At 64.5% G+C, this 18,420-nt stretch carries 19 protein-coding genes and 2 tRNA genes; 12 read left to right on the top strand and 9 right to left on the bottom strand.

What is annotated here, in order from left to right; all coding sequences use genetic code 11:
- From yidD to rpmH, 3 genes are read right to left on the bottom strand one after another with little or no spacing between them, the layout of a single operon-like run.
- Positions 1–360, bottom strand: coding sequence for a membrane protein insertion efficiency factor YidD (gene yidD / locus CSW57_RS11020; RefSeq protein WP_189339212.1), 360 nt, complete (start codon positions 358–360; stop codon positions 1–3).
- Entirely contained in the window at positions 360–728 is a 369-nt protein-coding gene (rnpA, locus tag CSW57_RS11025; protein WP_099382809.1) for a ribonuclease P protein component, read from the bottom strand. Before rnpA ends, yidD begins: the two co-directional genes overlap by 1 nt.
- 42 nt (positions 729–770) lie before the next feature.
- On the bottom strand, positions 771–914 hold the full coding sequence (gene rpmH, locus CSW57_RS11030; protein WP_081729590.1) for a 50S ribosomal protein L34: 144 nt from the start codon (positions 912–914) through the stop codon (positions 771–773).
- Positions 915–1,348: 434 nt separating this feature from the next.
- Between rpmH and dnaA the strand changes: the two genes are divergently transcribed.
- Positions 1,349–2,983 (top strand): chromosomal replication initiator protein DnaA, encoded by a 1,635-nt coding sequence (gene dnaA, locus CSW57_RS11035; RefSeq protein WP_099383323.1) that lies wholly within the window; start codon positions 1,349–1,351, stop codon positions 2,981–2,983.
- Between the two features lie 129 nt (positions 2,984–3,112).
- On the opposite strand, the gene CSW57_RS24445 is transcribed toward dnaA, so the two are convergent.
- Positions 3,113–3,253, bottom strand: coding sequence for a hypothetical protein (locus CSW57_RS24445; protein WP_189339213.1), 141 nt, complete (start codon positions 3,251–3,253; stop codon positions 3,113–3,115).
- Positions 3,254–3,704: 451 nt separating this feature from the next.
- On the opposite strand from CSW57_RS24445, the gene dnaN reads away from it, so the two are divergent.
- The 11 genes from dnaN to CSW57_RS11085 all read left to right on the top strand — a co-directional run bounded on the left by dnaN (position 3,705) and on the right by CSW57_RS11085 (position 15,171).
- The gene (dnaN, locus tag CSW57_RS11040; RefSeq protein ID WP_099382810.1) at positions 3,705–4,874 is read left to right on the top strand and encodes a DNA polymerase III subunit beta; all 1,170 of its coding nucleotides are present in this window, start codon (positions 3,705–3,707) and stop codon (positions 4,872–4,874) included.
- Positions 4,875–5,058: 184 nt separating this feature from the next.
- Positions 5,059–5,955, top strand: coding sequence for a phosphogluconate dehydrogenase (NAD(+)-dependent, decarboxylating) (gnd, locus tag CSW57_RS11045; protein WP_099382811.1), 897 nt, complete (start codon positions 5,059–5,061; stop codon positions 5,953–5,955).
- Between the two features lie 20 nt (positions 5,956–5,975).
- Positions 5,976–7,148, top strand: a complete 1,173-nt coding sequence (gene recF, locus CSW57_RS11050) for a DNA replication/repair protein RecF (protein WP_099382812.1) — start codon at positions 5,976–5,978, stop codon at positions 7,146–7,148.
- Positions 7,148–7,735: a DUF721 family protein gene (locus CSW57_RS11055; RefSeq protein WP_099382813.1), complete on the top strand. Its 588-nt coding sequence runs from the start codon at positions 7,148–7,150 to the stop codon at positions 7,733–7,735. Before recF ends, CSW57_RS11055 begins: the two co-directional genes overlap by 1 nt.
- 274 nt (positions 7,736–8,009) lie before the next feature.
- Entirely contained in the window at positions 8,010–10,151 is a 2,142-nt protein-coding gene (gyrB, locus tag CSW57_RS11060; RefSeq protein WP_099382814.1) for a DNA topoisomerase (ATP-hydrolyzing) subunit B, read from the top strand.
- Positions 10,152–10,199: 48 nt separating this feature from the next.
- Positions 10,200–12,707, top strand: coding sequence for a DNA gyrase subunit A (gene gyrA / locus CSW57_RS11065; protein ID WP_023954152.1), 2,508 nt, complete (start codon positions 10,200–10,202; stop codon positions 12,705–12,707).
- A gap of 23 nt (positions 12,708–12,730) precedes the next feature.
- Complete coding sequence (locus CSW57_RS11070) at positions 12,731–13,762, top strand: DUF3566 domain-containing protein (RefSeq protein ID WP_099382815.1); 1,032 nt, start codon at positions 12,731–12,733, stop codon at positions 13,760–13,762.
- Positions 13,763–13,827: 65 nt separating this feature from the next.
- Positions 13,828–13,901 (top strand) — tRNA-Ile (locus tag CSW57_RS11075).
- A gap of 49 nt (positions 13,902–13,950) precedes the next feature.
- On the top strand, positions 13,951–14,079 hold the full coding sequence (locus CSW57_RS24780; protein WP_023959051.1) for a hypothetical protein: 129 nt from the start codon (positions 13,951–13,953) through the stop codon (positions 14,077–14,079).
- Between the two features lie 10 nt (positions 14,080–14,089).
- Positions 14,090–14,162 (top strand) — tRNA-Ala (locus CSW57_RS11080).
- A gap of 82 nt (positions 14,163–14,244) precedes the next feature.
- Positions 14,245–15,171 (top strand): LLM class F420-dependent oxidoreductase, encoded by a 927-nt coding sequence (locus CSW57_RS11085; protein WP_099383324.1) that lies wholly within the window; start codon positions 14,245–14,247, stop codon positions 15,169–15,171.
- Between the two features lie 31 nt (positions 15,172–15,202).
- Here CSW57_RS11085 and CSW57_RS11090 read toward each other — a convergent pair whose 3' ends face one another.
- The 5 genes from CSW57_RS11090 to CSW57_RS11115 all read right to left on the bottom strand — a co-directional run bounded on the left by CSW57_RS11090 (position 15,203) and on the right by CSW57_RS11115 (position 18,403).
- Positions 15,203–15,745 carry a DUF1707 SHOCT-like domain-containing protein gene (locus CSW57_RS11090; RefSeq protein WP_099382816.1) on the bottom strand — a complete coding sequence of 181 codons (543 nt, stop codon included), beginning with the start codon at positions 15,743–15,745 and terminating at the stop codon, positions 15,203–15,205.
- A gap of 97 nt (positions 15,746–15,842) precedes the next feature.
- A complete protein-coding gene (locus CSW57_RS11095) occupies positions 15,843–16,094 on the bottom strand; it encodes a DUF4190 domain-containing protein (protein WP_143696513.1) in 252 nt (83 codons plus the stop codon).
- Between the two features lie 476 nt (positions 16,095–16,570).
- A complete protein-coding gene (locus CSW57_RS11105) occupies positions 16,571–17,188 on the bottom strand; it encodes a hypothetical protein (protein WP_099382819.1) in 618 nt (205 codons plus the stop codon).
- Positions 17,189–17,252: 64 nt separating this feature from the next.
- Positions 17,253–17,417: an ANTAR domain-containing protein gene (locus CSW57_RS24840; protein ID WP_223249190.1), complete on the bottom strand. Its 165-nt coding sequence runs from the start codon at positions 17,415–17,417 to the stop codon at positions 17,253–17,255.
- A 200-nt stretch (positions 17,418–17,617) separates the two neighbouring features.
- The gene (locus CSW57_RS11115; protein WP_143696514.1) at positions 17,618–18,403 is read right to left on the bottom strand and encodes a GAF domain-containing protein; all 786 of its coding nucleotides are present in this window, start codon (positions 18,401–18,403) and stop codon (positions 17,618–17,620) included.
- Positions 18,404–18,420: the final 17 nt, after the last annotated feature.

Genomic DNA, 18,420 nt, shown 5'->3' on the forward strand with positions numbered 1-18,420 from the left:
TCAGTTCCTCACTGTTACAGCAGATTCCGGCTCACAGGCCGAGGGTTCATCAGGCTTGGGTTCCGTCGGCGACGACATCTGGCCGCGCCGCTCGGGAATCGGGTCGTAACCCGGCTTGTGCCAGGGACCGCATTTGAGCAGCCGGACCACCGACAGCCAGCCGCCGTACAGCACCCCGTATTCGGTGAGCGCCTCGACCGCATACGTACTGCAGGAGGGCTCGAACCGGCACGTCGGCATCCGCATGGGGGAGATCCACGTGCGGTACAGCTCGATCAAGAAGATGACGGCGCGTCGCGGCCAGGTCCGCACGCTCATACCTGAGCGGACATCCGGATCGGACGACACCGACTGAGACATCACACGGTCGATTCGAGACGACGCTCGGCTTTGTCGACGGCCGCCGTGAGCTGTCGTTGCAGTTCCGGTTCGGGGCACGTGGCGCTACCGGGTAGCGCACGCACGACCACCATCGTGCTCGGATCGCATCGATCCACCAGAGGACGTGCAGCCGCACGAAGCCGCCGAGCAACCGCATGCCGAACCACCGAATTGCCTACCGACTTGCCGACGATCAGACCGATCCGTGGACCACCGTGGGAGACGAAGTCAGGAGACTCGGGTACCAGCACGTGCGCCACCACATCACGCCGACCAACCCGCACCCCATTTTTCAGAGTGCGGGTGAAGTCCGATCGCCGGGTGATCCGGTTAGGTGGGGCCAACACGTGTGTTGCGGCCGGCTGCGCGGGCTGCGGTACCGTGTCGGCTCAGGCCGTCAGGCTCGAGCGTCCCTTGCGACGACGGGTGTTGACGATCGCGCGACCCGCACGGGTACGCATACGCAACCGGAATCCGTGCACGCGTGCACGACGACGGTTGTTCGGCTGGAAGGTCCGCTTGCCCTTGGCCACGGTGAAACTCCTCGTGTGACGGGCTCGCGTCCATGATTGAGCCCAGCTTGTTAATAGGTGGTCTGGTCGCTACCCCGATGCTTCGGCTCCCGAACCACTCGCGAGTGGTTCACCTCAGCCGGAATCGACGTTCGGCGACCGTTCGAGACTACTGACTCGCCAACGGCCGGTCAAACCGCCTCCGTACCACGAAGCGGGCCGCGACCTGCGGTATCGGCGGACGACACGCCTCGATCGGCCAGATTCTTGCCTTTACCTGCAACATGTGGTGATCGGTTGTGAGCCCCGGCCAATCTCTGTTAACTTCACCCAAGCTATCCACCCGGGGCGGAATCGCGACAACCCTTTCTGGGTTCGCTGCCAGTCTCGCTGTTCCTCCACACCTGTGGATAACGGTGTGGACAATTGGTGACGAACCACAAAGAGGGATGACCATGCCAGCCGATTCGGATCACGATTCGTTCAGTGTGATCTGGCGCAAGGTGGTCACCGAACTCAACGACGACACATCTCCCGGTAGCTACCCCCTCTCCAAACAGCAGAAGGCGTGGCTCTCGCTCGTCCGTCCGCTGACACTCGCCGAAGGCTTCGCGCTCCTCACCGTGCCGACCCCCCGGGTCCAGGAACAGATCGAACGCGGTTTGCGGGAACCGATCGTGTCCGCCCTCAGTCGTCACCTCGGCCATTCGGTGGATCTCGCCGTGCGCATCGATCCGATCGCAGCCGACGCCTACGAGCCCGATCCTCCCACCGAGCCCGAGTCGGTCACGGCAAATGGCCGGCCTCACCGGATGGACGACATCGGAGGTGGCCCCCGGATGAACGGGGACTCCCGCATCGACGCCGGACCACGGCTCGACGGCGATTCCCGCAACGTCCATTCGATGGCATCGCCGCCGCCGGAGACCTTCGCCGACCGCGACCGCGACATCAACGGGGGCGCCGGTGGAGACTGGCCGAGTTACTTCAACACCGACTCCGGTTCGAGGCGCCACGTCGACTCGTCTCGGAGCAGCACGTCGGGAAATTCCAGCGGCGACTCCAGTCTGAACTCCAAGTACACCTTCGAGACGTTTGTCATCGGTGCCTCGAACCGCTTTGCGCACGCCGCGGCCGTCGCCATTTCCGAGGCACCTGCCCGGGCCTACAACCCGCTGTTCATCTGGGGAGAATCCGGCCTCGGAAAAACCCACCTGCTCCACGCGGCGGGCCACTACGCACAGCGGCTGTTCCCCGGCATGCGGGTGAAGTACGTGTCGACCGAAGAGTTCACCAACGACTTCATCAACTCCCTTCGCGACGACAGGCGAGTGGCGTTCAAGCGCCGATACCGTGACATGGACGTGTTGCTCGTCGACGACATCCAGTTCCTCGAGGGCAAAGAAGGCATCCAGGAAGAGTTCTTCCACACCTTCAACACCCTGCACAACGCGAACAAGCAGATCGTGGTGTCGTCCGATCGGCCTCCGAAACAGCTTGCAACACTTGAAGATCGGCTACGAACCCGGTTCGAGTGGGGTCTCATCACAGACGTCCAGCCGCCCGAGTTGGAAACCCGCATCGCCATCCTGCGCAAGAAGGCGCAGATGGACGACATCCGCGTCCCCGACGACGTCCTCGAGCTCATCGCATCGAAGATCGAGCGCAACATCCGCGAACTCGAAGGTGCGCTGATCCGCGTGACCGCCTTCGCGTCGCTCAACCACTCCGAACTCGACACCGCCCTGGCCGATGTGGTGCTGCAAGCGCTGCTACCCGATTCGGCCAGCCTGGAGATCACTGCGGCGACCATCCTCGCGGTCAATGCCGAGTACTTCGACATCAGCATCGAAGAGTTGCGCGGGCCCGGCAAAACCCGGTCGATCGCCCAGGCACGGCAGATCGCGATGTATCTCTGCCGCGAGCTCACCGACCTGTCCCTGCCGAAGATCGGCGAGACATTCGACCGAGATCACACCACGGTGATGTACGCGGACAAGAAGATTCGCAAAGAGATGACCGAGCGTCGACGCGTGTACGACCAGGTCCAGGAACTCACCGCAAGGATCAAACAGCGCTCGCGCCGCTGACGCCTGCCGTCTCACACGCTTCTGTTCTTCCTCCGCACGCCGTTCTTCTCCCGTGCGCCCAAAGCGCTTCTGCGTGGCCCGGCACGCTGCGTCCTGGCTGCTATCTGCGTCCCTACTCACCCTCGATGTTCACGCAACGTCGCTGACACCCCCTTGCACGCCGACGCCGCGGACCCCGGAGAACATGCCTCTGGGAACCACATCCAACCCCGCGTCCCCGCCGAGAACGACAACTCTCGACCACTGCCGCAGACTTTTCAGACTTGTCATCCCATTCCCTGGTGATCTGCGCGACTCGATCTACCTGTGTACAAGCCCGTGGATAACTACCGAAATCTGTGGATAGACAGTGGACCGTTCCCACGACGCCGGGTTGTGTTCACATGTACTTCAACTTCACGCGGCATCGGCCAACGTTTCGCCCCCAGGCCCGCAGACCGGCCACCAGCCAACAAGACCTGTCATCCACAGATTTCACAGGACCTATTACTAAGAAGAATTTCTCTCTTAACAAGACTCTTTAAAAGAAGGCGTGTGCACAACCCTCGTCCACAGGTCTGACAAGACATCCCGGGACGTCGGGGCGAGCACACCCCATCGCCACCGAATACTTGTCATCCGCTTTAGAGTGGAGACCCTGACGCCTGCGCTCGGAGGAGTTCACCGCCCGCCGGCGACCTCTTGCGCAGTGGAACGATCAACCAGAAGGAAACTGAAGACGATGAAGTTTCGGGTGACTCGCGACGAGTTCGCAGATTCGGTCGCGTGGGTTGCACGCAGCCTGCCCAGCCGCCCACCGGTTCCGGTCCTCGGCGGTGTCTTGCTGACGGTGACCGAGACCGGACTGTCCGTCTCGGGTTTCGACTTCGAGGTCTCGGCACAGGTGAACGTCTCAGCCGAGGTCGCCGACGAAGGTCAGGTCCTGGTGTCGGGCAAGTTGTTGGCCGACATCACGCGCGCCCTCCCTGCCAAGCCTGTCGACGTGCAACTCGACGGAACCCGCGTCGCGATCGTCTGCGGTAGCGCGAAGTTCTCGTTGCCGACGATGCCGGTGGAGGACTACCCGCAGCTTCCCGAGGTGCCCGACAACACCGGGTCCATCCCGGCCGATGTCTTCGCCGAGGCGATCACCCAGGTTGCGGTGGCCGCCGGCCGCGACGACACCTTGCCGATGCTGACCGGTATCCGCCTCGAGATCGACAACGAGACCGTGGTGCTCGCCGCGACCGACCGTTTCCGGTTGGCAGTTCGCGAACTCACCTGGAAGCCAGAAGTCGCGGGCACCACGTCCGCTGTGCTGGTCCCGGCGAAGACACTCGCCGAGGCGGCTCGCACAGCCGGATCCGACGGAACCTCGGCCGTCGGCCTGGCCTTTGGATCGGGCGGGAGCATCGGTGCGGACGGGCTGCTCGGCATCCTGGGATCTGGCCGTCGCACCACCACCCGCCTGCTGGATGCGGAGTTCCCCAAGTTCCGTCAGCTACTGCCCCCCACCCACACATCGGTGGCCAACATCGAGATCGCACCGCTGACCGAGGCCATCAAGCGTGTGGCCCTGGTCGCCGAGCGCGGTGCGCAGGTGCGGCTCGAGTTCGGTGAGGACACCGTGCTACTCACCGCCGGCGGCGACGATGCAGGTCGCGCCGAGGAACAGCTGGATGTGAAGTTCTACGGCGACCCACTGACCATCGCGTTCAACCCGGGTTACCTGCTCGACGGGCTCACGTCGCTGCATTCGTCCACCGTCGACTTCGGGTTCACCACACCGTCGAGGCCGGCAGTGTTGCGGCCGGGTGCCGAGACCGAGCCGGTCACCGACGAGAACGGCGCGTACGCCGCACCCAACAGCGAGTACACCTACCTGCTGATGCCGGTTCGACTGCCGGGGTGATCTGGCGACGACACCGCGCCAGATGACCAGGTCGGCCGGAAAGGTCAGCGCACCGACCCACACTGACCGAGAATGAGTGCGGTGACCAGCGACCGACGCAGGTTGCCCGGGCGTAGATCCGACTCGAATCGATTCGCGGCCATCTGACCGCGAGGACCGTGACTGGCAAAGGACTGGTGAGACCATGCAGCTGGGTTTGGTGGGATTGGGAAAGATGGGCGGGTTCATGCGAACCCGGGTCAAGAACGCCGGAATCGAGGTCATCGGATACGACCCGCGTCCTGAGGTCACCGATGTCGCATCGCTTGCCGAACTCGCCTCCGCGCTCGACGCCCCGAGGATCATCTGGGTGATGGTGCCCTCGGGTGAACCCACGCGGTCCACCGTCCGGACGCTCTCGGACATCCTCTCACCCGGCGATCTCGTCATCGATGGCGGCAACTCCAAGTACACCGACGACGCGATCAACGCAGAACTGTTGAGCATCAAGGGAATCCGTTACGTCGATTGCGGAGTGTCCGGCGGTGTCTGGGGCTTGGAGAACGGATACGGCCTGATGTGCGGTGGTGCGAAAGAGGACGTCGAACGCGCCATGCCGATTTTCGACGCGCTGCGGCCCCCGGGTGAGCGGGCGGACGGATTCGTCCACGCCGGGCAGGTCGGCGCCGGGCACTACGCCAAGATGGTGCACAACGGCATCGAATACGGACTGATGCACGCCTACGGCGAGGGTTACGAGATCCTCGATGCCGAGCCACTCATCGAGGACGTCACCGGCACCCTACGGGCCTGGACCAACGGCACGGTGGTGCGGTCGTGGCTCCTCGAGCTGCTGGTCAAGGCACTGCAGGAAGATCCGGGCCTCGCCGAGATCTCCGACTACACCACCGATTCCGGCGAGGGCCGGTGGACGGTGGAAGAAGCCATCCGGCATTCGGTACCCGCCAACGTCATCTCCGCGGCGCTCTTTGCGCGCTTCGCCTCGCGCCAAGAAGGCGGTTCACCTGCCCTCAAGGCCGTGTCGGCATTGCGCAACCAGTTCGGCGGACACTCGGTGGTTCCGAAGTCGTCGGGCGACTGACCGGGAGTTGATCTGAGCAGGTGTACGTCCGCAATCTGTCGCTGCGCGACTTCCGTTCCTGGGATGAGGTCTCCATCGAACTCAGCCCGGGCACAACACTTTTCGTGGGGAGAAACGGATTCGGAAAAACCAATCTGCTCGAGGCGCTCTACTACGTCGCCGGCTTGCGGTCCCATCGGGTGAGTACTGATCAGCCACTGATCCGTACCGGGGCAGAGCAGGCCCGTGTCATCGCGACGGTGGAGAACGACGGCCGTGAATTGACGGTGGATCTGGTGATCGGCGGAGCCCGCAGCAACAAGGCCGCCATCAACGGTGCGCCGTGCCGCAGGCCACGCGATGTGCTGGGGATCCTGCGTGCGGTGATGTTCGCCCCCGAAGACCTGTCACTGGTGCGCGGCGATCCGGGGGAGCGACGTCGTTTCGTCGATGAACTGGTCGCCATGCGTGGTCCTCGGTGGGCCGCCGCCAAGTCCGACTACGACCGAGTGTTGCGTCAGCGGGCCGCACTGCTCAAGACGGCGGCGGCCGCCCTACGCAGGGGTGGCAGCGACGCCGAGTCGGTGATCAGCACGCTGGACGTGTGGGACGCCCAGCTCGCCGCGTACGGCGCCCAGGTGAGCGCCGCGCGGATCGACTTGGTGAACGATTTGGAACCTCATGTGGCACAGGCATATTCGACGATCGCCCCGCATTCTCGGCCCGCGAACATGCACTACCGGTCATCGGTGTCGATCGATGTGATTCCGGCGCATGGGGAGAAGGCCGATGTGGACTACATCGAAGCGGCACTGCTGAGCGACCTCGCGGCGCTGCGTCAAAAAGAGATAGACCGCGGTGTGACGCTTGTCGGGCCACACCGAGACGACGTCGATCTCTTGCTCGGCACCGAGCCGGCGAAGGGATTCGCCAGTCATGGCGAGTCGTGGTCGATGGCCCTGTCACTGCGCTTGGGCTCTGTCGAACTGGTGCGTGCCGACGGCGTCGAACCGGTACTGATGCTCGATGACGTGTTCGCCGAACTCGATGCCAAGCGCCGCGAGAAGCTCGCCGACGTCGCGGCCGGGGCCGAACAGGTGCTCATCACCGCGGCGGTCGCCGACGACATCCCCTCTCAGATCGGCGGCAGGACCGTCCCGGTGAATATCATCGAGTCGGCAGGCGTTCGAACGTCGGAATTGGTGGTCGGGTGATGACCGAGGAACCCAGCAAGGGGCAAGAGCCGGGCACGAACGGTGAGTCCGGTGGCGGCGGCACGTCCGAGGGCAGCGGCTACGACATGGCGCGCAAAGCACTCGAAGACGCCCGGGCTGCTGCCCGCGCGGCCGGTAAATCCGTCGGCCAGGGCCGTGCGTCACCTGGCAGACGGCCGGCTGCACCACGCAAGGTCACCCGCCGATCGTGGACCGGTGCCCATCCTGACGCGTATGACCCGCAACCTCTCGGTCGTGTCGCCGGAGGTCTTGCCGGACGTCGCGGCTGGAACGCCAAACTCAGTGAGGGCACCGTCTTCGGCGCGTGGGACCGGATCGTCGGAGCCGAGATCGCGGCGCATGCCCAACCCAAAGCATTGCGCGACAAGGTTTTACACGTCACGGCAGAGTCGACTGCCTGGGCCACCCAATTACGGCTGATCCAGAGTCAGATCCTGGCCAAGATCGCTGCTTCGGCCGGCCACGGTGTTGTCACGAGCCTGCGGATCACCGGCCCGCAGAGCCCGTCCTGGCGCAAAGGCGAACGTCACGTCCGTGGCCGAGGACCCCGCGACACCTACGGCTAGACGCGGATTTGCCGAACCGGCCACGAATCCCGTCAGAACGTGGACGACGTACCCGCTGTGTCGGTCGGACTAGGTCTCATCCGAGAAAATCCGTCTGCGGACAAGTCAGGGGTGTTGCAGGGCCATTCCTTGTCGCCTTACCCAGTAGTATGTAGAGAGTTGCCCCGAACCGGGGTAGACCGCCGCATGGGAACCCCGGGAGCAGAACAGCGATGGCTGCCGGGCGCGTACCGCGTGGTGTGACTCAATGGCGATGTAAGGAGCGGACGCACTCGTGGCCGACAGCACCGAACCCCAGAATCCGGAACAGCCGGAACAGCCGGAACCGACCAAGAAGGCCCCGGCCAAGAAAAAGGGCAGCGACTACGGTGCGGATTCGATAAGCATCCTCGAAGGCCTCGAGGCGGTTCGCAAGCGTCCCGGTATGTACATCGGATCCACGGGCGCGCGCGGCCTGCACCATCTGATCTGGGAAGTCGTCGACAACTCGGTCGATGAGGCCATGGCGGGCTACGCGTCGCGGGTCGACGTCACTCTCCGCGCCGACGGCGCGGTGCAAGTGGTCGACGACGGCCGCGGGATCCCGACCGGCATGCACAAGACGGGTATTCCGACCGTCGAGGTCGTCATGACCCAGCTGCACGCCGGCGGAAAATTCGACTCCGACTCGTATGCGGTGTCCGGTGGTCTGCACGGTGTCGGCATCTCGGTGGTGAACGCACTGTCGAAGACGGTCGAGCTGGAGATCAACCACGCCGGCTTCTCGTGGGAGCAGACCTACACCAACGCTGTTCCGGGGCCACTCAAGAAGGGTGCGCCCACCAAGAAGACCGGCACAACTGTCAGATACTGGGCCGACGAGAAGATCTTCGAGACCACCACCTACGACTTCGACACCATCGCGCGCCGCCTGCAGGAAATGGCCTTTCTCAACAAAGGCCTGACCATCACCCTCACCGATGAGCGGCCGGCGACCGTCGAGGTCGGCGACGCAGACGACGTCGACGTGGCAGAGGCACCCAAGTCCGAGGACGAACTGGCCGAGGAAGCCGCCAACACCGAGCTAGCCGACGAAGCCGTCGTCGATGCCGAGGGCAAGCCGGAGAACTCGAAGAAGAAGAGCCGTACCCGGATCTACCACTACCCGGGTGGTCTCGAGGACTTCGTCCGACACCTGAACAACCGCAAGACCGCCATCCACAACTCCGTCGTCAGCTTCACCGCCAAGGGCACCGGCCACGAGCTCGAGGTGGCCATGCAGTGGAACAGTGGATACGCCGAATCGGTGCACACGTTCGCCAACACCATCAACACGCACGAGGGTGGCACCCACGAGGAGGGTTTCCGTTCCGCGCTGACGGCGACCGTCAACAAGTACGCCACCGAGAAGAAGCTCGTGAAAGACAAGGGCGACAAGCTCACCGGCGAAGACATCCGTGAGGGCCTGGCCGCTGTCATCTCGGTGAAGGTCGCCGACCCGCAGTTCGAGGGTCAGACCAAGACCAAACTCGGCAACACCGAGGTGAAGAGCTTTGTGCAGAAGGTGAGCAACGAGAACCTGGCGCACTGGTTCGAGTCCAACCCTGCCGAGGCGAAGATCATCATCCGCAAGGCAGTGGAGTCGGCGAACGCCCGTCTGGCCGCCCGGAAAGCGCGAGAGTTGGTGCGCCGCAAGAGCGCCAACGACATCGGTGGGTTGCCGGGCAAGCTCGCGGACTGCCGCAGCAAGGACCCGAGCAAGTGCGAGGTCTACATCGTGGAGGGCGACTCGGCCGGCGGCAGCGCCAAGTCGGGACGCGACTCGATGTACCAGGCGATCCTGCCGATCCGCGGAAAGATCATCAACGTCGAAAAGGCCCGTATCGACCGCGTTCTCAAGAACACCGAGGTGCAGTCGATCATCACCGCCTTCGGTACCGGTATCCACGACGAGTTCGACATCAGCAAATTGCGGTATCACAAGATCGTGCTGATGGCCGACGCCGACGTTGACGGACAACACATCTCGACCTTGTTGATGACGTTGCTGTTCCGTTTCATGCGACCCCTGGTGGAGCACGGTCACGTCTATCTGGCGCAGCCGCCGCTGTACAAGCTCAAGTGGCAGAAGGGTGCACCGCCGGAGTTCGCGTACTCCGACCGCGAGCGCGATGGTCTCCTCGAGGCCGGCGCCCAGGCCGGCAAGAAGATCAACAAGGACGACGGCATCCAGCGGTACAAGGGTCTCGGCGAGATGAATGCCAAGGAGCTGTGGGAGACCACGATGGATCCATCGGTGCGTGTCCTGCGTCAGGTGACGCTCGATGATGCTGCCGCCGCCGACGAACTGTTCAGTGTGCTGATGGGGGAGGACGTGGTGGCCCGGCGGAGCTTCATCGCCCGCAACGCCAAAGACGTTCGCTTCCTGGATGTCTGACGGACTCCACTTCCATCTGCTCCGACCTGACACGACGAAAGTGAACTGATGACCGACACCTTGCCACCGGACAGTGGCGCCGGAGACCGCGTCGAGCCGGTAGACATCCAGCAGGAGATGCAGCGCAGCTACATCGATTACGCGATGAGCGTGATCGTCGGCCGCGCGCTGCCCGAGGTCCGCGACGGACTCAAGCCGGTGCACCGTCGATTGCTCTACGCGATGAACGACGCCGGGTTCCGGCCCGACCGCAGTTACGTCAAGTCGGCCAAGCCGGTCGCCGAGACCATGGGTAACTACCACCCGCACGGCGACACCGCGATCTACGACGCGCTGGTGCGATTGGCGCAGCCGTGGTCGATGCGGTATCCGCTGGTCGACGGCCAGGGCAACTTCGGTTCCCGCGGCAACGACGGCGCGGCCGCGATGCGGTACACCGAGGCCCGGCTGACGCCGCTCGCCATGGAGATGTTGCGTGACATCGGCGAGGAGACAGTCGATTTCACTCCCAACTACGACGGCAAGACCCAGGAACCGACGGTCCTGCCCTCACGTGTTCCGAACCTCCTCATCAACGGGTCGAGCGGCATCGCGGTGGGTATGGCCACCAACATCCCGCCGCACAACCTCGGCGAGGTGGCAGACGCCATCTTCTGGGCGCTCGACAACTACGAGGCCGATGAGGAGAGCACCCTCGAGGCCTGCATGGAACGCATCAAGGGACCCGACTTCCCAACCGCCGGACTGATTGTCGGCGGCCAGGGCATCCGCGACGCGTACACCACCGGCCGGGGCAGCATCCGCATGCGAGGCGTGGTGCGGATCGAGGAGAACAAGGGTGCCACCACCCTCGTCATCACCGAGTTGCCGTACCAGGTGAACCCCGACAACATGATCCTGTCGATCGCCGAACAGGTGAACGAGGGAAAGCTCAAGGGCATCAGCAGGATCGACGACGAGTCGTCGGACCGTGTCGGCATGCAGATCGTGGTCACCCTGCGACGTGACGCCGTGGCCAAGGTGGTGCTGAACAACCTCTACAAGCACAGCCAGCTGCAGACCAGTTTCGGCGTGAACATGCTCTCGATCGTGGACGGTGTCCCGCGAACGTTGCGCCTGGACAAGATGATCCGCCTGTACGTCGAGCATCAGATCGACGTCATCATCCGGCGTACCCGTTACCGGCTGCGTAAGGCCGAAGAGCGTGCCCACATCCTGCGCGGTCTCGTCAAAGCCCTTGACGCACTTGACGAGGTCATCGCTCTGATCCGCCGGTCCCAGACCGTCGATCTGGCGCGTACCGGTTTGATCGAGCTGCTCGACGTGGACGAGATCCAGGCCGACGCCATCCTGGCGATGCAGCTGCGCAGGCTCGCTGCTCTGGAACGCCAGAAGATCGTCGACGAGTTGGCGGAGATCGAGATCGAGATCGCCGATTACAAGGACATCCTCGCCAAGCCGGAGCGCCAGCGCGCCATCGTGCGCGACGAGCTGGCCGAGATCGTCGAGAAGTTCGCCGACGAGCGACGCACGAAAATCATTGCCGCAGACGGGGATGTGTCCGACGAGGACCTCATCGCCCGCGAAGACGTGGTGGTCACGATCACCGAAACCGGCTACGCTAAGCGGACGAAGACCGATCTCTACCGCAGCCAGAAGCGTGGCGGTAAAGGTGTGCAGGGTGCCGGTCTCAAGCAAGACGACATCGTCCGGCACTTCTTCGTGTGCTCCACGCACGACTGGATCCTCTTCTTCACCACCAAGGGCCGGGTCTACCGGGCGAAGGCGTACGAACTGCCAGAGGCCAACCGCACCGCCCGTGGCCAGCACGTCGCCAACCTGCTGGCATTCCAGCCCGAGGAGCGCATCGCCCAGGTCATCCAGATCAAGAGTTACGAGGATGCGCCTTATCTGGTGCTCGCGACCCTCAACGGACTGGTGAAGAAGTCGCGTTTGGTGGACTTCGACTCCAATCGCTCCGGGGGCATCTTCGCGATCAACCTGCGCGGTGAGGACGAGTTGGTGGGCGCACAGTTGTGCAGCGCCGACGACGACCTGCTGCTCGTGTCGACGAAGGGACAGTCGATCCGTTTCTCGGCCACCGACGACGTCTTGCGTCCGATGGGGCGGCAGACCTCTGGTGTCCAGGGCATGCGGTTCAACGACGATGACCAGTTGTTGTCGTTGAACGTGGTCCGGGAGGACACCTACCTCTTGGTCGCGACATCAGGTGGCTACGCCAAGCGCACCGCGATGAGCGATTACCCCGTGCAGGGTCGCGGCGGTAAGGGCGTCCTGACGATCCAGTACGACAAACGCCGAGGCGCGTTGGTGGGCGCAGTGATCGTCGACGACGACAGTGAGCTCTATGCGATCACCTCCGGGGGCGGCGTCATCCGCACCGGTGCGCGGCAGGTTCGCAAGGCCGGACGCCAAACCAAGGGCGTCCGCCTGATGAACCTGGGCGAAGGAACTACGCTCTTGGCTATTGCCCGCAATGCCGACGAGCCGGATGAACCGGCTGACACGCAGAACGGGCCGGCCGGCAAGAAGTAGCTGAGGCGAACGCAAAGGAACGCATGAGCACAACTGACGAGCCCAACGAACCCAAGGTCGCGGGCGAACCGAACGGCACCAGTGGGCCGCCGAAAGGTCCGCAGGGATCGTCGGGCAGCGGTGGTGAGCAGGACACGGCGGCCTCCGCCGCGGCGAACTCCTCGGCCAACGGCGCACGTCCTTCGGTGTCAGTGCAGGATCAGGCGCCGCGGCCGGACGCCGGTCAGGCCCCGGCCCAGGGCCGGCCTCCCGGCAACGGGACCGGCCCCGGTGGCGTGCCTCCTTGGCAGCGTGCCGGCTCTCAAGGCGGCCAGGGGCAGCCCACCGGCCCCGGGCAGCCGTCGGCATCGGCGACCGGCCCACAGTCGCAGATAAAGCAGCCGCCTCAGCAAGGGTCGGGCCGGGGCCCGAGTGGCCCACCCCCGGGTCGCCAGCCCGGTCCGGGTGCCCCGGCGCCGACCACCAAACGCCCGGTGATCACCGGCACCGCAGCACCCAAGTTGCCGGCCTCGGAAACCGACTCGACCAGTCGGTCACCGCTGTCGAAGCCGATCGACGGCCCGACCCGCAACATCGACCGGCGCGACCTTCCGCAGGAAGATCTGCCCGACCTCGATGCCATCCATCATCCGGAGGCCTCGCAGCCGGCCAATCGGTCATTCGAGGCGATGCCTTCGCCGAGCGCCATGGGTGCGTTGCGCGCCGCTGTCCAGATCCGTCGGATCGATCCATGGTCGGCGTTCAAGGTGTCTGCGGTCCTGTCTGTCGCCTCGTTCTTCATCTGGATGATCGCGGTGGGTGTGCTGTATCTCATCCTCGACGGCATGGGCGTCTGGGACCAGCTGAACAACTCCTTCGGCACGCTGGTGTCCAGTGACACCACGGCGGAATCCTCGTTCGAGATCAGCGCCGGAGGTGTGTTCGGTATCGCGGCTCTGATCGGTGCGGTCAACGTCGTGCTGTTCACCGCTCTGGCCACTGTCGGATCGTTCATCTACAACCTCTCGTCCGACCTCGTGGGTGGTGTGGAGGTAACCCTCGCCGACCGCGACTGAGGGGCTTTTGACCAGCCGTTTTGTCGCGGAGGCACGCAGTCGGGTAATCTCTGACTTCGGTTCACGGGCCTATAGCTCAGGCGGTTAGAGCGCTTCGCTGATAACGAAGAGGTCGGAGGTTCAAGTCCTCCTAGGCCCACTGTGACGACGAACCGAACCAAGGGACCACCACCCAAGGGGATGAGCGGATGAAGGCAGTTGCAGTAGCGATCGCCGCAGTCGCACTCGTCGTCGCGGGCCTGCTCACGGAATCTCGGCGCAACATCGAGGTGTGGCATGGTCTACCCGAAGGTCAGAGAGATCTGACAGCCGGTTGATCCGGCAAACGGGGCCTTAGCTCAGTTGGTAGAGCGCTGCCTTTGCAAGGCAGATGTCAGGAGTTCGAATCTCCTAGGCTCCACAAAGAACGAACTGCACCACCCTGATTCGGCCGTCAGGCCCCCGAGGTGGCGAACGCGATCAAAGCCCGTAAGAGTGGCTGTATGGATTTGCGAATATTTGTCGAACCCCAGCAAGGCGCCACCTACGACGACCAGCTTGCAGTCGCGAGAACCGCGGAGGCAGGCGGATTCGGGGCGTTCTTCCGTTCCGACCACTACCTGGCCATGAACGTCGAGGGTCTACCGGGCCCGACCGATGCTTGGACCACCCTGGCCGGGCTCGCCCGCGAGACCAGCACCATCCGGCTGGGCACGCTCGTGTCCTCGGCAACGTTCCGCCATCCGGGCCCGCTCGCGGTGACCGTCGCCCAGGTGGACCAGATGTCGGGCGGTCGGGTGGACTTCGGGCTCGGCGCCGGTTGGTATGCCGCCGAACACGAGGCCTATGCGATCCCGTTCCCGGATCTTCGCGAACGGTTCGACCGACTCACCGAACAACTCGCCGTCATCTCCGGATTGTGGACCACGCCGGTCGGGGAGAAGTTCTCGTATTCGGGCGACCACTACACCGTGACCGACTCTCCGGCATTGCCCAAGCCCGTTCAGTCGCCCGCACCACCGATCGTCATCGGTGGCGCCGGGAAGAAGCGCTCCGCAGCTCTGGCGGCGCAGTACGCCGCAGAGTTCAACGTGCCGTTTGCACCCGTCGAGGACGTCGAGGCGGCGTTCGGACGAGTCCGGGCTGCCTGTACCGAACGGGGCCGCCCGGCCGACGACCTGACGTACTCAGCCGCGCTGGTGGTGTGCGCCGGACGTTCCGACGCCGAGCTGACCCGCCGAGCCGACAACATCGGGCGGGGGCTCGAGGATCTGCGCCGAGATGGTCTGGCGGGATCACCGGACGAGATCGTCGACAAGATCGGCACCTACGCGGCCGTCGGCGCCACGAGGATCTACTTACAGGTGCTCGACATGTCCGACCTCGAGCACGTCGAGTTCATCGCCGAGACGGTGATCCCACAGCTCTGATCTCGCAGCGCTTCGACCGTGTGAGCGTCGCTCAGTAGCCGAAGTCCCGGCGTCGGCGTGACTCGATCTCACGCCGACGCCGGAATTCGGCCTGATCGAGGCGTCCGGTGTCGTCGTAGTCCGCGTTGTCATCACCGGCTTGGCCGGACCAGATGCGGATACCGCCGAGGACAAGCGGGAAGACGATGAACACCAGCCAGGCGTTGGGCACGTCGAAAACCACCTGGAGCAGAAGAAAGAGCAGCAGGGTGCCGCCGCCGGCGAACAGGTTGAGGGTCTGTATCAGCTTCTTTCCCGGCGTGCGCTGGGCACTGTTGCGAGGTGCCTGGGCAGGGGAGGAATCATGGGCGTGGGCAGGCACCGACGATCCTGAGCCGAACGGGGTGGGTTCTGGCAGGTCGCCGAAGAGCTTGTCGAGGTCGGAGCGGGTATGTGCGGCCGCGGCCAGCTGAACGCGCTCTTCGTACTCGGTGTGGTCGAGTCGACCACTGGTGAAATGCTCACCGAGTGCGTCGAGGGCGCGACCCCGCTCATCGTTGCCGATCCGGATGTCGCGGGTCTTGTCATCGTCCATGAAGCAATTCGATCACGCGACGGCGGTCCTTGCCCTGTGGTTGGAAACGCGCTGTGGTCGGGAGGCTCTGCGGCGGGAGGCTCTGCGGTTGGGAGGCTCAGTTGCCTTGGCCGACGATGTACAGATATCCGGCGAGGACCAAGATGCCCGCTGCCAGATAGAGATACCCAACCCATAGAGCGGCGACCGCGAACGGCAAACCCTGCTCGCCGGTCCGCCGGATTTGTGACCGCGCAACGTGGCCGCAGACGATCCCGATCAACGAGGTGACGCCCAGCACCGACAAGATCATGGCGACGACGGCGGTGACATTGGTCTTGTTGGATCGCGACGCGGGCGCAGGACTCATCTCGGCTCCGGACTCCTGATCTGCTGGGTGGTCGCCCTGCGGACCGTCATAACGGGTTTCTGCCGGATCAGACGTCTGCGAATAGGCACTGCTCAACGGCGCGGGTGGGGCACCGAGACCAGCCGCGGGACCGCTCAGTGGTGCGGGAGAGGAGGGAGGCGGCTGACGTCGCCGAGGATCTTCTCGTGGGCGGTCGACCGGGCCGGGATTGAAGGGCGGAGGTCCGCTGGGTCCAGGCCGTGGGGCATAACCACGACCCGGCTCGGGCGGAGGGCCACCTTGAGGGGCCGGAGCCTGAGGGGGGCCGGGCCGGTAACCCGGCGGTGGGCCTTCGGCAGGCCCGGTGCGCGGTCGCCATGCCGGGATGGGCTCGCCATGGCGGCGTCGGTTGCCCTCGCCGTTCTCAACACTCACCCGTCACACCGTACCTGCCGCGGCGACCTCAACTGACGCACCGACCTCAATCTGGCACCACCTCAATCGGCGGACTGCCCGTTCGTGGACTGACCGGCGGGGTCGACGGACTCGGCTTCGGTCTCGACAACCGGTACGTCGGCCAGACGCGGGGGCGCAGCGGCCACCGATGGTGGTTGCGGACGTGTGCGACGGCTGATGGCGAATGCGGCCGCACCTGCACCCACGAGCCCGACCACGATCAGAGCGATCCTGAGGCGGCGACGAGAAGGGGACTTCGTGGTCACCAGCTGGTTGGGGAGTGCATCGACGAGCCCGGCGCGTTCGAGGGCATCGACGACGGTGGGGTTGCTGATCGTCACAGGGAGCACTTCGGCGGCCCGGTCGCGGTACGCAGCCGTGAGTTCGCGAGCCTCGGCGGCGAGCTCGGATTCCGTCGAACGCGCTTGGGCCGCGACCTTCTTGGCGCCGGCGAGTGCGGCATTGCCGGCCCCTCGGGTGGCGACGGAGGCACCGAGCAGCGACTTGCGCGCGCCGGCGACGCTCAACCCGGCCGACCCGCGGGTGAGGTTCGACAACCCGGCCAGGGTCTGTCGACCGCCGAGTTTCACCCGCTGCCCGGCGCTGCGGGTAGCGGCACGTTGACGGACCGCTTTCAGTTCGGATTCGAGTTTGCTCATGAAACCTCCTCGGTGAAACCAATGCGGACTGTTGTCCACCCTAGTGGGCACGGACAGGTGGGACTCAACGGTGCTCGGCCCGCGTAGTCCTCGGCGGATCGACAGCGGAATGTTCCCGGCGAACGAGCCGTCGGCATACGTCCACCGGACGCGTATTCGATTGCTGTGACGACTTTTTGAGCAGATCGAACGCCTGGACAGCATCGAGGTCGTACCGCTCCATGATCATGCACCAGGCCGACCTCCTCGGCGCCTTCGGTACACGCGAATGCGTTGTCGGCGTACAGGTTCAGTGCACCGGTCGCCTCGCGGTCCGAGTACAGCCGGAAGGACATCGTCGACCGGATCGGTGTCGCCGTGCCTGTCGCTTTTCCCTCACCTGCCGTCAGCGGGCTCAGATGGACAAAGATGCCGAGCGAGTCGCCCGTGTCATATGTCTATCCGGCGAGGGGCACCAGGGTCGTTGGGCGGGGTGAATACGCCCGTCGCACCGGGATCGGAGGGTGAACTGTTCTGCGCTGCGACAACCGAGCGGGCATGCGCCGTGACCGTGACGCCATGAGCGCGCGCCAGCCGGGTCAGGTGGTGCCGAGCCTCGACGATCTCGACACCCCGATATTCGGCGATGATGCCGACGGCGGTGGCGACCACACTGGTTCCTTCGAGCACCGCGTCGACGGAACTGGACACCCCGGCCTGACGGGCGGACGGCATGCCGTTGGTGAGGGCAATAGCCACCAGATTGGCCAGGATCTGCCCGAACTCGCTGGGTTGGCCGGATTCGTCCCAGACCTGCTGGGTGTGGACGATCAAAGAGCCGACCGGCTCCGACAGCGCCTTGATGGGGTAGGCACGGACTCCGAGGAGCCCGACCGACACTGCACGTTTCCGGTAGTCCGGCCAACGGGTGTCGTCAGAGGACGACAAATCGGTCACCAGCGTGAGCGCCCCGTCGTAGACGCTGCTCTGCGCAGGCCCTGTGGTGTTGAGCTCGGGGTCCGCGCCCACATCGGACTGACATGATTCGGCGACGATGTGCAGGTCGTCTCCTGCGGTCGAGCGACGATCATCGCGCAACACGATCACTGCAGAGAACGCATCAAAACCTTCTCGGGCGTGAGTGACCACTGTCTGGAGCAACGTCGGCAGGTCGAAGTCAGTTGTCAGTGTTCCGGTCACATCGGCGATCGCGACACGGTTCAGCACGTCGCTCATCGGTCTGCCCGGCACAT

Source organism: Williamsia muralis (assembly GCF_002735905.1).
Classification (GTDB): domain Bacteria; phylum Actinomycetota; class Actinomycetes; order Mycobacteriales; family Mycobacteriaceae; genus Williamsia; species Williamsia muralis_A.